The organism is Streptomyces sp. NPDC110618, assembly GCF_055657065.1.
Window position 1 is genome coordinate 42,406 of record NZ_JBVKBN010000022.1, and the last position, 13,096, is coordinate 55,501.

The following is a 13,096-nucleotide window of genomic DNA, read 5'->3' on the forward strand; positions in this document are numbered from 1 at the left end:
AACCGGCGGCCGAACACGCGGGCCCCGGGAACCCGTGGCCCCCGGAGCCCCGCATCCGGCCCTCAGCCCAGGGACACCGGCAGCCCCGCCGCCGGGGACCGGTCGGGCAGGAAGCCGTGGGCGCGGCGGGCCAGGTAGTCGGGCTTGTAGCGGTCGACCTCGCGGTGCCAGTTCAGGATGCCCGCCATCCAGTTCCGCAGGTCGCCGACGTACGTGGCCATCGCGTCCCGTGCTTCTTCGGTGAGCTGGAAGTCGTCGTACACGACCGGTAGTTCGTGTGCGACCACGTGCTCGAACTGCTGCATCCGCTGGGTCATCAGGTCGTGCACGACGGCGAGGGCGGCGGGGTAGTCGCAGCCGAAGAAGTTCTGCACGACCAGGATGAGGTTGTGCACCTCGCCCTCGTACTGGATCTCCTTCTGGTACGAGAAGACGTCGTTGATGAGGCAGCCGTAGTCCATGGCGGCGTTCTCCAGGGAGCGCACCGGGCCGCTGCGGTACACCTCCGGGGGCACCGCGGGGCCGTGGCCCATGCGGCACATCGCCATGGTGAGGTCGGAGCCGAAGGTGGACCGGCGCATCTCCAGGTAGTCGACCGGGTCCGGGACGCGGTTGAGGAACTGGTTGTGCAGCTCCCACAGCCAGCTCTCGGTCATGGAGTTGACCGCGTCCTTGAAGGTGCGCCGCTGCTCGGGCGTCATCGCCGCCGTCGTGCGGGCCCACAGGTCAATGAGCGCGCGTTCCATGGCGTTGGACGGGACGAGGGGGGCCTCCTCGCCGTCTACGGGCATGCAGGCGGACAGGCGCTCGGTGGTGAGCTTGGCCGCGGCCAGGTCGCGGCGGTGGCCGAAGACGAGGGGGTAGTAGTCGTCGCCGTAGGTGCCCCAGGCGAGCCAGTGGGCGCTGAGGTCCAGGGCCTCCGGGGTGGCGTCGGGGTCCAGGCCCGCCGAGCACAGGGCGAGGTCGGCGGCGTTGAGCCGGTCCTCGTCCCAGACGCCCTCCTGGAGGATGCCCATGCGGTGGGACCAGTCCACGAGCCGCTGCCGGGCGCCCGGCAGGTGCGGGCACAGCTCCACCTGGAAGGGCATGTAGAAGTCGGGGATCAGCGACGGTCCGACCTGCTGGTACGGCACATGGGCGTGGGCGCGCAGGCGTTCGGAGCCGGCCGAGGCGAGCAGGGCGCCGATGTCGGCGGCGGAGGTGCCGGGGCCGGTGAGTCCGTGCCAGGGCCGGTCGGTGCGGGCGCGCTCGTTCATGTACCGGCTGGAGCGCATGTGCCATTCGTGGCCGCCGGACTGCCAGTCCTGCAGTCCCTGGGTGTAGGCGGCGACGGCAGCGACCTCGTCCGGGGTGAGGCCCTTCTCCAGGGCGAGGGCGGGGACCTCGGTGAGGGCGGTGTGCTCGAACTGGTGGAGCCGGGAGGTGAGGACGTCGTTGACCATGTCGGCGGCCTGCTGGGTGGTGCAGCCGAAGAAGGTCTCCAGGACCAGGACGCCGTTGCTGAGTTCGCCCTCGTCCTCGACCTCGCGCTGGTAGGAGAAGAGGTCGTTGCGCAGGTGCACGGCGTCGGAGAAGGTCTCCATCAGCACCCGCATCGGCCGGGACCCGGCGACGGCGGCGGGCACCTCGGCCTGCGCGTACTCCACGAGACCGGCGGACCAGGGGGCGCCGCCCACCTTGCGCCGCATCTCGATGTACTCGACGGGGTTGGCGATCCGCCCCTCGTTGATGTTGGACAGCTCCCACATCGACTCGTTGAGCAGATGCTCGGTGGCGACGGCGAAGCGGCGCCGCCAGTTCACGGACATGGCCGGGACGGTGCGCTTCCACAGGTCGGCGAGTCCGGCCTCCACCGGGTTCTCCGGCTCGGGCATCGGGGTGGACAGGTCCATCGGCATGAACAGGGCGAGCCGGTCCAGGTGGGCCTTGCCGGCGGCGCGGTCCTGGGTCCGCTTGTACATGTCCAGGAAGTGGTCGTCGAAGAAGAAGACCCACACGTACCAGTCGGTGATCAGCGACAGGGCGGGGCCGTCGCACTCGGGATGGGTGTAGGCGCAGAGCAGGCCGTAGTCGTGTGCTTCGAGGTCGGACTGCTCCCAGATCCCGGATCCCTCCAGCATGCCCATCTCGCGCGCCCACGCCGTCGAGTGGGCGCGGGCCTCGTCGACGTGCGGGTTGAGCCGCGCGGGATACGGCATGTAGAAGTGCGGGAGTTCGAAGGGCTGCTGCGTCATGGCCGGGCCCTACCCGGGGCCCCGGGTAGGCATCCGCACGCCGGGACATGATCACACCATCGCGTGAAAGCGCCGGAAACCGGCCAACTCCGCATGCGTACTGTGGTGTTCCGGTTACGGTCCGCCGTGCCGGGTGCTCTTGCCGAGGCCCGGCGGTGGCGCCACCGTGTTCGCATGACCTCCTTCACGCTCCCCCATGAGCTGCACGGCGACGGTGCGCACAAGGTGTTCGCGGTGCACGGCTGGTTCGCGGACCGGTCCGCGTACGCGAGCGTCCTGCCGGACCTCGACGTCCTGTCCTTCACCTACGCGCTGGTCGATCTGCGCGGGTACGGCGAGGCGAAGGACGCCGCGGGGGCGTATACGACGGCCGAGGCGGCCCAGGACCTGCTGAGGCTGGCCGACCGGCTCGGCTGGGAGCGTTTCTCGGTGGTCGGGCACTCGATGGGCGGCGCGGTGGCCCAGCGGCTGCTGGCGCTGGCGCCCGAGCGGCTGCGGCGGATCGTGGGGGTCTCCCCGGTGCCCGCCTCGGGGCTGCCGCTCCCGGCGGAGCAGTGGGAGCTGTTCGCGGACGCGGCGCACCTGCCGGAGAACCGCCGGGCGATCATCGACTTCACCACGGGCGGGGTGCGGCCCGCGGCCTGGCTGGAGCGCATGGTGGCCCGTTCGCTGGCGGTGAGCGACCCGAAGGCGTTCCGGGCCTGGCTGGACTCCTGGGCCGGGGAGGACTTCCACACCGAGGTGGCGGGCGTCCGGGTGCCCGCCCTGGCGTTGGTGGGCCGGCTCGATCCCGCGCTGTCGGCGGCCCTGCTGCGCGAGACCTGGCGGCGCTGGTACCCGTACGGCGAGGTGCGGGAGCTGTCGGCGGCCGGTCACTACGCGATGGACGAGTCCCCGCTGGAGCTGATCCAGGCGGTGGAGGCGTTCCTGGACGCGGACGACGAGGACGACACCGACGACCTGGACGAGCTGAACGACCTGGACTACGCGGACGGGTCCTGGGCGGCCGAGGGTGAGCAGGCGTGACCGTCCGGCCGTCCCCGTCCGCCCCCGATGTCTTCGATCCCCGGCAGTACGCCGAAGGCGTGCCGTACGCCGCCTACCGCGTCCTGCGCGACCACCATCCCGTGTCCTGGCAGGAGGAGCCCGAGGTGCTGGGCTGGCCGGCCGGGCCGGGTTTCTGGGCGGTGACCCGGCACGCGGACGTGGTGCGGGTGCTGAAGGACGCCCTGACGTACTCCTCCCACCTGGGCGCCACCCAGATCCGCGACCCCGACCCGGAGGACCTGCCGTTCATCCGGCGCATGATGCTCAATCAGGACCCGCCGCAGCACGGGCGGTTACGCCGCCTGGTGAGCCGGGCGTTCACCCCGAAGCGGATCGACCGGTTCACCGCGCTGGCCGGGACACGCGCCCGGAACCTGTTCGCGCAGGCCCTGGAGACCGCGCGGGAGCAGGACGGCACCGTCGATCTCGTCACCGCCGTCACCGACGACTACGCGCTGCTCAATCTGGCCGACCTGCTGGGCGTCCCGGAGCGGGACCGCAAGCTGCTGCTGCACTGGACGCGGCGGGTGATCGGCTACCAGGACCCCGACGAGTCCGGGCCGACGGTGCGCGACGCGACGGGCAAGCCGGTCAACCCGCGCTCCCCGGCGCTGCTGCGGGACATGTTCGACTACGCCGGTGAACTGGCCGTCTACAAACGGCGGTACCCGGCCGACGACGTGATGACGATCCTGGCGCATGACGCCGAACTCACCGCGCCCGAGCTGGAGATGTTCTTCTTCCTGCTCACGATCGCGGGCAACGACACCGTGCGCGGCGCGGCCCCGGGCGGCCTGCTGGCGCTGGCCGAGCACCCGCACTGCTACGCGCGACTGCGCGCGGAGGAGGTCGAACTGGGTCCGGCGGTGGACGAGTTGCTGCGCTGGCATCCGCCGGTGCTGACCTTCCGCCGGACCGCCGCCGTCGACACCGAGCTGGCCGGGCAGCGGATCCGGGCCGGGGACAAGGTCGTGGTCTTCCACGCCTCCGCCAACCGCGACGAGCGGGTGTTCGCCGAGCCGGACCGGCTCGACCTGACCCGCTCCCCGAATCCGCACGTCTCCTTCGGCGACGGTCCGCACGTCTGTCTGGGCGCGCACTTCGCGCGGCTGCAACTGCGGGTGCTGTACCGGGAGTCGCTGCGGGCCCTGCCGGTCCTGCGCACCGCCGGTCCGGCCGGGCGGCTGGTGTCGAACTTCATCAACGGCATCAAGTCGCTGCCGGTCGAGGTGCCGTGAGCACAGTGCCGTGAGCACAGTGCCGTGAGCCTTCAGCGGCGCACCTGGATCAGGGCGTGGGTGCCGCTGGTGCGCCAGCTCTCCTGTTCCGCGGCGGTCAGTGCGGTCACCGTGTCGGCGTCGAGGCCGGTGATCACCTCGGACTTGAGGGTGCGCAGGGCGGCCACGGGGCCGGGGAAGTAGCGGGTGACGTCGGCGAAAGGAGTGGTCGGGGGCCAGCGGCGGTCGCCCACCAGGCGGCGGTAGTTGAGGTCGCCCTTGAGGATCGTGACCGTGGCCCCGGCCAGTTCCGCGCGCAGGTCGTCGGGCATCCGCTCGTAGGGCAGGGGTGCGCAGGAGAAGGGGTGGGCGCGGATCGTGAGCCGTCCGTCGGTGAGCGCCGCCCACAGGGTGTCGCCGTACGCCCGCGCCGCGCCCGGCGCCTGCCGGAGCCGCCCCAGGGCGTCGAGGACGTCGGCGGGGGTGGCGTCGGAGACGAAGTACGGGTACGGCTTGACGTGCAGGACGGCTCGGGCCACCCGTCCCTGGTCGAGGAGGTGGGCGATCAGCAGGAGGTCGGGGACGAGTTCGCGGCCCGCGTTGTCGGCGATCAGGCAGAGCAGCGGGGCGGTCCGGCCGGGCGGCAGCAGGGACCACAGGGCGCCGCTGTCGTCGGCCACCAGCGGCGGGGTGCCGGAGGGGCTCGTACCGTCGGCGGTGGACAGCCGGAAGCCGAGGTCGGCGCGGTTGCCCCACAGGGAGCCGTGCAGCAGGGCCCGGTCCCGCTCGGCGGGCGACAGCACGGCGAGGCCGTCCAGCGCGGCCAGTTCCTCGTCCGTCTCCGGGGAGTCCAGTTCGGCGAGTTTGGCGGGGCGGAAGGGGTCGATGCCCTGCCAGGCGCCGGGGGTGAAGTAGCCGGTGGCGTCGAGGAGCCGGCGGTAGAAGTAGCTCTCCGCCCACAGCCAGGGGGCGTCGGTCCAGGGGCGGCCCGCGTGGTCGGCGATGCCCCAGTCCTGCCAGCGGTCCCGGTCGTGGGCGCCGTCGGGGAGCGGTTCGACGACGCCCTTGGTGCCTTCGTGCAGCAGCGCGTCGAGCGCGGAGCGCTGCTCGGGGCCGTACGGGACGGCCGCGCGCACCTGCTCGATGATCGCGGGGTGGCGCTCGGTCAGGACGGAGTGCGGGAAGGAGCCGGGTACGTCGCCGAGGATCACGGGCGGGGTGTCGTCCATGCGGCGACGGTATCGCGGTCACCCGACGGCTTCCCGCTGACTCAGCCGCGCCTCCCGTTCCAGCTGGGTGGCGAGGGTGAGGTAGCGCGGGCGGCGGGGTACCGGGACCATGCCGCGGATCAGGACGTGCCACATCTCGGCGAGCCTGCGGGGCTGACGGACGACCGGTTCGACGGAGCGGCCGACGACGCGGGTGCCGACGAAGAAGCAGACCAGGGAGTGGGCCGCGGCGTCGATGTCGACGTCCGGGTGGAGGTCCGACTCCTTGACCGCGCCGACCAGTTTGCGGGTGGCGATGTCCAGCCACTCCGCGAACGGGTGCTGCATCGGCGCCTTCACCGGGACCGGCCCGGTGGCCAGCCGGAGTCCGGCCCGCGGGATCGGGCCCTCCACCGACAGCCGGGTGATGCCGAACATGGTGCGCATCAGCGTCTCCAGCGAGGAGTAGCCGCGCGATTCCATCTCGCAGGCGATCTGACGCGACGCCTTCGACTGCAGCTCCATGATCGCGTGCGCGAGGTCCTCCTTCGCCGCGAAGTGGAAGTACAGGGCGCCCTTGGTGACTTGGGCGTGTTCGACGATGTCGCTCAGACTGGTCGACTCGTAGCCGCGACGATCGAAAAGGTCAGCGGCAGCGGTGATGATCGTCGCGCGGGTCTGTTCTGCGCGTAACTGCCTCGCCATCGGCTCGACTCTCTCCTGGGCCGGGAAAAGAACGGGTCATGCCGTTTGTTTTCTGCTCCCCGAACACCATAGCTCACTGCGCGACCGTGCCTACCCCGCATGCGAAGACTGCCGAATCCCCTTGCGCGCCGAGGACTTGGACCAGCCCCTCGGGACCGGGCACCGCCTCTATCCACGTGGGCAGGTCCAGTTCGGCATACCGATCGAAGGTCGCGTGGAACGACATCGGGACGCGCCGCCCGCCGTGCACGACCCGGGCCGCCTGCCCGGCCGCCTCCAGGAGCAGCATCCCCGGCACATGGTCGAGAGGATGGTCGAAAAAAACGGGATGCGCGGTATCTACGCGCAGCTGCCAGCGGTCCCGGCGGTCGGCGGGAGCCAGGACGACATCACCGGGGACCGTGCGGCCGACGTCGGCGGGCGTGAGTCCCGGCGGCAGGGGCAGCGGGGTGACGTTCTCCGGCGTACGGCCGCCGCGCAGCCTGCGGTAGACGGGGTCGCTGGTCCAGGACGCGGCGAAGTACGCGCTCCCGACCTGCGTGTTCTCCAGGAAGACGGCCGCTTCGACGTCGAAGGCGGTGACCTTCCCGGCCCGCCTGCGGATGTCGAGGATGCTGATGTCGACCCATGGTTCGGCGGGCAGGGGGCCCACCCGGAGGTGTTCGGGGCGGGTGCTGACACGCAGCTCCTGGAGCACGAACCGGTGGCCCAGCGGTACGTCGTACTCGGTGTGCGCGATCAGGGTGCCGCCCTGGCGGACTGTTTCGGTGACGAGCAGCGGCTCGTATGCGGTACGGTCGCTCGACACATGCAACTGGTGGGCTCGCGGCCACTGCGCGGCCACCCTGAACCGGTCGGTCCCGATGCGGCTCCAGCCGGTCAGGAGGGTCTCGGCGACGGCCGCGCGGTGGACCAGCTGGCGGGGCACGGTGGACGTGAGCGCCTCGGACGCCGTAGGGAAATCAGCGAGTTGCGGCAATTGAGGCATGTCTCTCCCTGGCTCCCCCGACAGTGTTGACAGACGGCGAGGTGCCCGTGCCGTGAGCGCTAGAGTACGAGCCGACCGGTTTGTTTTCAATGAGACCAGGGTGACCAGGACCGGGTGCGCCTCCGGGCCCTCGCACCATGGCCATCCCGTCAACTCGGCGCAACGGAGGGGCCCTTATGGCGAAGCAGGAACGCGCCATCAGGACGCGCAGAGCGATCCTGGAAGCCGCGGGGGCGGTGTTCGACGAGCACGGCTACGCCTCGACGACGATTTCCATGGTGCTGGAGCGGGCCGAAGTCACCAAAGGTGCCCTGTACTTCCACTTCCCTTCCAAGGAGTCCCTCGCCCAGGCCGTCCTGGACGAGCAGGTGCCCTTCGGCTCGGTGCCGCCGCAGCCCTGCAAGCTCCAGGAGATCGTGGACATGAGCTTCGTCTACGGACGGCGGCTGCTGAACAACCCGTTGCTGCAGGGCAGTGTGCGGCTGACCGTGGACCAGGCCACCCCGCCCGGCGTCGACCACTCCGGGCCGTTCCGGCAGTGGGCGGACCATGTGGTGGAACTGCTCGAAGAGGCCGACAAGCAGGGCGAGTTGCTGCCCACGGTGGTGCCGCGGGACACGGTGGAGCTGCTGGTCGGCTCGTTCGCCGGGATCCAGTTGATGTCGCGGGCGCTGACCGGGCGGGCGGATCTCGGCCACCGGCTGTCGGTGATGTGGGCGCACGTCCTGCCGAGCATCGCGGTGCCGGGGCTGATCGGCAGGCTCGACACCGCGCCGGACCGGGGTGCGCGCATCCTCGCCCTGCTCGGCGAGGAGGAGGAGCCGATGCGGAGGGCCGAGCCATGATCCTGCTCACCGGCGCGACCGGCACCGTCGGATCATTGGCCGTACGCCGGTTGCGCGGTGCCGCTCCCCTGCGGCTGCTGACCCGCCGCCCCGACCGGGCCGCGCACCTGGCCGGACCGGGGGTGGAGGTGGTGGGCGGCGACTTCGACGATCCGCCGAGTCTGCGCCGGGCGCTGACCGGGGTGACCGCCGCGCTGCTGGTCACCGCCAACCCGCTCACGCACGCCCATGACGAGCACTTCCTGGCGGCGGCGCGCGCGTGCGGGGTCCGGCATGTGGTGAAGCTGTCGGCGCTCGCGGTCACCGACCCGGGCGCCGCCGACCTGATCACGACCTGGCAGCGCGGCAACGAGCAACTGCTCGCTGATTCCGGTCTGTTGTGGACGTCGCTGCGGCCGCGTGCCTTCATGTCCAACACGCTCGGCTGGGCCATCTCCATCCGCGCGGAGGGTGTCGTACGGGCCGCCTGCGGCAACGCTGTCAACGCCACCATCGACCCGCGGGACATCGCGGAGGTGGCGGCCCTGACGCTGCTGGCGCCCGAGGCCCACGCCGGACGGGCCTACCCGCTCACCGGGCCGGAGGCGATCAGCCCCGTGGAGCAGACGAAGATCCTCGGCGATCTGCTCCAACGCCCGCTGGTCTTCGAGGAGTTGACCGAGGAGGAGGCACGGCGTCGGCTGCTCGTACGGTATCCCGCGCCGATCGCCGAGGCGCTCGCCGAGAGCGCGTTGCGGGGCCGGGCCGGGGCCAAGTCGGACGTGGACCCGACCGTCGCCGAGCTGCTGGGGCGGCCCGCCGGGAGCTACCGGCAGTGGGCGCTGGACCGGCTGGACGCCTTCCGCGGCGACGGCGGCGCATGAACGACGACTGGTCGGCACAGGCAGCGCATGAATGACGACGGGTTGGCACTGGCGGCGCGTGAACGACGACGGGTTGGCACTGGCGGCGCATGACGACGGGCCGGCCGATGCCCCATCCGCACCGGCCGACCCGCCCGCTCATGTGAAGGACTCGCCTTCTGGCTTTCCTCTGGTCAGAAGGTCAGCTTCCAGCTGTTGATCCGGCCCGTGTCCTGCGTCGCCGTGTCCCGGACCCGCAGCTTCCAGGTGCCGTTGGCCACCTCACTGGAGGCGTTCACCGTGTAGCTGGTGACGACATTGTCCGCGGAGTCCGAGGAGCTGGAGTTCTTCAGCCGGTACGTCGAACCGTCCGGGGCGACGAGGTCGATCACCAGGTCGCCGCGGTAGGTGTGGCTGATGTCCACGCCGACCTGGAGCGCCGAGGGGGCGTTTCCGCTGCGGCCGGAGACGATGATCGGGGACTCGACCGTGCTGTTGTCCGGGATGGCGACCGACGAGGTGCTGGTGAAGGTGGTGCCCCCCGTGGAGCCGCCGGACCCGCTCACCGCCTGCACCGTCTTCGCCGCGTCCGCCAGGCCCGCGCCGCAGCCGCCCGAGCAGGTACCCGGCAGAGCACGCGAGTTGGTCTTGATCGCGGACTCGATCTGGGCCGGGGTGAGCGCGGTGTTGGCCGACTTCATCAGCGCGGCGAGACCCGCGATGTGCGGGGCGGCCATGCTGGTGCCCTGGTAGTACTCGTAGCTCTCCGCACCCGGGCCCTTGGTACCGGAGTTCAGCGTCGACAGGATTCCGTTGGTCGTGACGGAGTTGGTCTCGCCACCGGGGGCGGCGATGTCGACGACGGAGCCGTAGTTGGAGTAGTAGGAGCGGTTGCCCTGCCGGTCGGTGGCCGCGACGCTGATCACGTTGTTGCAGCTGGCCGGCGAGTAGTTGGCCGCGTTGGCGTTGCTGTTGCCCGCCGCGACGACGACCGTGGTGCCGCGGCCGACGGCCGCGTTGATCGCGTTCTGGGTCGCGGTGGTGCAGGCGCCGCCACCGCCGAGGCTCATGTTGATGACCTTGGCGACGTTGGTGTTGGCCGGGACGCCGGAGACGGTGCCGCCGGACGCCCAGGTGATGGCGTCGATGATGTCGGAGTCGTAGCCGCCGCACTTGCCGAGCACCCGCAGCGGGGAGATCTTCGCGCCGTACGCGATACCGGCGACGCCCTTGCCGTTGCCGGTGGCCGCGGCGATGGTGCCCGCGACATGCGTGCCGTGCCAGGAGGAGTCGTAGGCCGGGTCGCCGGAGGCGCACTCGTTGGCGGCGGTCCAGTCGCCCGGGTCGGCCGGGTTGCTGTCGCGCCCGCCGCCGTCGTTGGCGACGGCGGCGTCGGAGATGAAGTCGTAGCCGCCGACGATGTTCGCGGCGAGGTCGGAGTGGGCGACATAGCCGGTGTCGATGACGGCGACGGTCACGCCGGTGCCGGTGGTGGTGTCCCAGGCGCCCGGCACGTTCATGCCCGCGGTGGCCTCGAACAGGTCCCACTGCTTGGTGTACTCGGTGTCGTTCGGCGTGGCCAGCGGCTTGTTCAGCCGGTCCGGTACGACGTAGGCGACCTGCGGGTCGGCCTCGTACTCGGCGATGACGTCGGCGACGTCCGCCTTGCTGAGGTCCTCGCCGAGGTCGACGAGGGCGGCGCCGGTGCCGAGGCGGCGCTCGAAGTCCAGGGACTCGCCGGCCTTCCTGCCCTTGGCGACGGCGTCCGCGTCGGCGGCCTTGTTGGACTTCGCCTCGGCGGCGCCGGACTTGTAGCCGACGATCAGACGCTCGGCCGGGGCGCCGGGGGCGGCCTCGGTGCGGGCGGCGGTGGGGGCCTGCTGGGGGGCGGCGGTCTCCTGGGCCGAGGCGCCGGTGGCGGTAGCGGCCGTGAACAGCGCGGCGGAGACCGCGGCGACGGATATCAGTCTCCGTCGCACGGAGGGGGAGGTACGCAAGGGAATGCCTTTCGTGGCCGGACTCCGGGCAGCGTCGGAGCGGCGGTCTGTCGCTTCGTCGTCGAAGCGGAGGGGGGCGAACCGAGAACCGAAAAGCGTTGCGCTGAGGCCGGCCAGGCGCGGTGGGGACCGACCCCTGCGGGGTTACCTGTGGGTCGGCTGTGCAGGAACGATAGGCAAACAGACGGTCATAGGGATACAGGGGAAACCCTCGATCAGGCTGGAAACGAACCCTTGGCGTCCACTGATTGACCGCTTGTGTCCGTTTATGCGGCGGCTCGCACCCCGCTGAACGCACACGGCCCACGGCCCGTACTGGTCAGAAGCATGCGGTCCCGCACCGCCCGTCCCGCACCGGCCGAGGAGACGCTTCACATGACCCGGATTCGCGCCCGGCACGCCGCCGCTCTCACGGCGGCCCCGCTGCTGCTCGCCCTGGGTGCGGCCGGACCGGCCGCCGCGCACGGTGCGCCCACGGACCCGGTGAGCCGGGTGCGGGCCTGCTCCCCGGAGGGCGGCGCCGACGCGCGGACGGCGGCGTGCCGGGCGGCGGTCGCCGCGAACGGGGCGCCCTTCACGGCCTGGGACAACCTGCGCATCGCGAATGTGAACGGACGTGACCGGCAGGTCGTCCCCGACGGGAAACTGTGCAGCGGTGGCCTGCCCGCCTACCGGGGCCTGGACCTGGCCCGCTCCGACTGGCCCTCGACACGCCTGGCGCCCGGCGCCACGCTGACCATGCGGTACGTCTCGACGATCCCGCACACCGGCACCTTCCGGCTCTACCTCACCGAGCAGGGCTACGATCCGGCCAAGCCGCTCACCTGGTCCGACCTGCCGGACCAGCCCTTCGCCGAGGTACGCGACCCGGCACTCACGGACGGCGCCTACCGCATCCGCATGACCCTGCCGAAGGACCGCACGGGACGGCACGTGCTGTACACGGTGTGGCAGAACAGCAGTACGCCGGACACGTATTACTCCTGCTCGGACGTGGTGTTCCCGGAGAAGGAGACGGCCGCCGCGCAGAAGCCCGCGGAGAGCGACAAGAAGGCGTCTGCCCCGGCGGAGCCCTCGCCCTCGAAGTCTCCGGAGCCTTCCAGGACCGCTCAGGCCGAGCCGCGCCGTACGCCCGTGCCGCCGCCGACGCCGACGCCGGACACCAGCAATGTGGGCGCGAACTCCACGCCGGACTCCGGCCCGTCCGCCCCGCTGGTGGCGGGCGGCGCCGCCGCGGTGCTGGTGCTCACCGGGGGCGCCGCCCTGGTCGCGCGCCTGCGAAGGAGGTGAACTCAGGCGCGACGTCCCTCAGTTGACGAAGACGGGAACTCCGCCGTCGGTCACCGGGGCGTACTTGGCGGTGAAGTATCCGTTCGCGAAGCAGAGCGAGGAGCCCGAGACCTTCGTGAACTGCTGGGCGGTGAAGGTGATGCTGTTGTCGTCGTTGCTCGCCGTGCCGGTCAGGCTCGGCGCCTGGTAGACGCAGGTGATGGTGCCGAGGAGGGTGCTCAGGCGGACCGTGGTCTGCACGGCGCCGCCGGCCGGGGCCACCGTGACGGTGCCGTCGGAGGTCACGGTGGTGGTGTAGGGCAGGTTGTCGACGGTGATGCTGTTGACCGCGCGCACGCCGAGGACGTTGCTGGTGCAGCTGCTGCTGTCGAAGGAGTGCGCGTCGAGCGACTCGGTGGCGGTGCCCGGTGCCGCCGGGTTGTCGGTGACGGTCGCGGTGAACTGCGAGGACGTGCAGGAGACTCCGCTGGTGCCGGTCGCGCTGGAGTAGAGGGTGGCGGTGGTGCCACTGGCCAGCTGGGCGGTCAGGACGTCCCCGACGGCGACGGGGGTGCCGCCGGCGCCGCCGGTGGTGAGCACCGGGACGTCGTCGGCCGCCGAGGCGGGTCCGGCGAGCGGGAGTGCGCAGGCCGCGGCGGCGGTGACGAGGGTGAGCAGGGTGCGAGTACGCATGCGGGTGCCTCTTCTTTCGAAGCGGGGGGTGGGGGGTACCGCGCACGGCCG

Annotated in this window: 11 protein-coding genes; 5 read left to right on the forward strand and 6 right to left on the reverse strand. The window is 71.5% G+C overall.

Going from position 1 to position 13,096, the window contains the following annotated elements; translation table 11 throughout:
• Nucleotides 1–62 precede the first annotated feature (62 nt).
• Nucleotides 63–2,234 (reverse strand): germacradienol/geosmin synthase Cyc2, encoded by a 2,172-nt coding sequence (gene cyc2 / locus ACZ7L7_RS30190; protein WP_285515782.1) that lies wholly within the window; start codon nucleotides 2,232–2,234, stop codon nucleotides 63–65.
• A 174-nt stretch (nucleotides 2,235–2,408) separates the two neighbouring features.
• Between cyc2 and ACZ7L7_RS30195 the strand changes: the two genes are divergently transcribed.
• Complete coding sequence (locus tag ACZ7L7_RS30195) at nucleotides 2,409–3,260, forward strand: alpha/beta fold hydrolase (RefSeq protein WP_285515783.1); 852 nt, start codon at nucleotides 2,409–2,411, stop codon at nucleotides 3,258–3,260.
• Nucleotides 3,257–4,519 (forward strand): cytochrome P450, encoded by a 1,263-nt coding sequence (locus ACZ7L7_RS30200; RefSeq protein ID WP_453600800.1) that lies wholly within the window; start codon nucleotides 3,257–3,259, stop codon nucleotides 4,517–4,519. Before ACZ7L7_RS30195 ends, ACZ7L7_RS30200 begins: the two co-directional genes overlap by 4 nt.
• A 32-nt stretch (nucleotides 4,520–4,551) precedes the next feature.
• On the opposite strand, the gene ACZ7L7_RS30205 is transcribed toward ACZ7L7_RS30200, so the two are convergent.
• From ACZ7L7_RS30205 to ACZ7L7_RS30215, 3 genes are all read right to left on the reverse strand, one after another.
• Nucleotides 4,552–5,727 carry a damage-control phosphatase ARMT1 family protein gene (locus tag ACZ7L7_RS30205; RefSeq protein ID WP_285515785.1) on the reverse strand — a complete coding sequence of 392 codons (1,176 nt, stop codon included), beginning with the start codon at nucleotides 5,725–5,727 and terminating at the stop codon, nucleotides 4,552–4,554.
• Nucleotides 5,728–5,745: 18 nt separating this feature from the next.
• Nucleotides 5,746–6,411 (reverse strand): ScbR family autoregulator-binding transcription factor, encoded by a 666-nt coding sequence (locus ACZ7L7_RS30210; RefSeq protein WP_285515786.1) that lies wholly within the window; start codon nucleotides 6,409–6,411, stop codon nucleotides 5,746–5,748.
• Nucleotides 6,412–6,484: 73 nt separating this feature from the next.
• Nucleotides 6,485–7,339, reverse strand: coding sequence for a ScbA/BarX family gamma-butyrolactone biosynthesis protein (locus ACZ7L7_RS30215; RefSeq protein WP_471430877.1), 855 nt, complete (start codon nucleotides 7,337–7,339; stop codon nucleotides 6,485–6,487).
• Nucleotides 7,340–7,575: 236 nt separating this feature from the next.
• On the opposite strand from ACZ7L7_RS30215, the gene ACZ7L7_RS30220 reads away from it, so the two are divergent.
• Entirely contained in the window at nucleotides 7,576–8,244 is a 669-nt protein-coding gene (locus ACZ7L7_RS30220; protein WP_285515788.1) for a ScbR family autoregulator-binding transcription factor, read from the forward strand.
• The gene (locus ACZ7L7_RS30225) at nucleotides 8,241–9,107 is read left to right on the forward strand and encodes an NAD(P)H-binding protein (protein WP_472077670.1); all 867 of its coding nucleotides are present in this window, start codon (nucleotides 8,241–8,243) and stop codon (nucleotides 9,105–9,107) included. The genes ACZ7L7_RS30220 and ACZ7L7_RS30225 overlap by 4 nt, the downstream gene beginning before the upstream one ends.
• Before the next feature lie 173 nt (nucleotides 9,108–9,280).
• Here ACZ7L7_RS30225 and ACZ7L7_RS30230 read toward each other — a convergent pair whose 3' ends face one another.
• The gene (locus ACZ7L7_RS30230) at nucleotides 9,281–11,083 is read right to left on the reverse strand and encodes a S8 family peptidase (RefSeq protein WP_472077671.1); all 1,803 of its coding nucleotides are present in this window, start codon (nucleotides 11,081–11,083) and stop codon (nucleotides 9,281–9,283) included.
• Between the two features lie 375 nt (nucleotides 11,084–11,458).
• On the opposite strand from ACZ7L7_RS30230, the gene ACZ7L7_RS30235 reads away from it, so the two are divergent.
• Nucleotides 11,459–12,373 carry a lytic polysaccharide monooxygenase gene (locus tag ACZ7L7_RS30235; protein WP_453600812.1) on the forward strand — a complete coding sequence of 305 codons (915 nt, stop codon included), beginning with the start codon at nucleotides 11,459–11,461 and terminating at the stop codon, nucleotides 12,371–12,373.
• Between the two features lie 18 nt (nucleotides 12,374–12,391).
• On the opposite strand, the gene ACZ7L7_RS30240 is transcribed toward ACZ7L7_RS30235, so the two are convergent.
• Nucleotides 12,392–13,045 carry a Tat pathway signal sequence domain protein gene (locus ACZ7L7_RS30240; protein ID WP_285515792.1) on the reverse strand — a complete coding sequence of 218 codons (654 nt, stop codon included), beginning with the start codon at nucleotides 13,043–13,045 and terminating at the stop codon, nucleotides 12,392–12,394.
• Between the last annotated feature and the right edge of the window lie 51 nt (nucleotides 13,046–13,096).

Coding starts and splice junctions, on each gene's coding strand:
- cyc2 (WP_285515782.1), bottom strand. CDS start 2,234: ATGACGCAGCAGCCCTTCGAACTCCCGCACTTCTACATGCCGTATCCC.
- ACZ7L7_RS30195 (WP_285515783.1), top strand. CDS start 2,409: ATGACCTCCTTCACGCTCCCCCATGAGCTGCACGGCGACGGTGCGCAC.
- ACZ7L7_RS30205 (WP_285515785.1), bottom strand. CDS start 5,727: ATGGACGACACCCCGCCCGTGATCCTCGGCGACGTACCCGGCTCCTTC.
- ACZ7L7_RS30210 (WP_285515786.1), bottom strand. CDS start 6,411: ATGGCGAGGCAGTTACGCGCAGAACAGACCCGCGCGACGATCATCACC.
- ACZ7L7_RS30220 (WP_285515788.1), top strand. CDS start 7,576: ATGGCGAAGCAGGAACGCGCCATCAGGACGCGCAGAGCGATCCTGGAA.
- ACZ7L7_RS30225 (WP_472077670.1), top strand. CDS start 8,241: ATGATCCTGCTCACCGGCGCGACCGGCACCGTCGGATCATTGGCCGTA.
- ACZ7L7_RS30235 (WP_453600812.1), top strand. CDS start 11,459: ATGACCCGGATTCGCGCCCGGCACGCCGCCGCTCTCACGGCGGCCCCG.
- ACZ7L7_RS30240 (WP_285515792.1), bottom strand. CDS start 13,045: ATGCGTACTCGCACCCTGCTCACCCTCGTCACCGCCGCCGCGGCCTGC.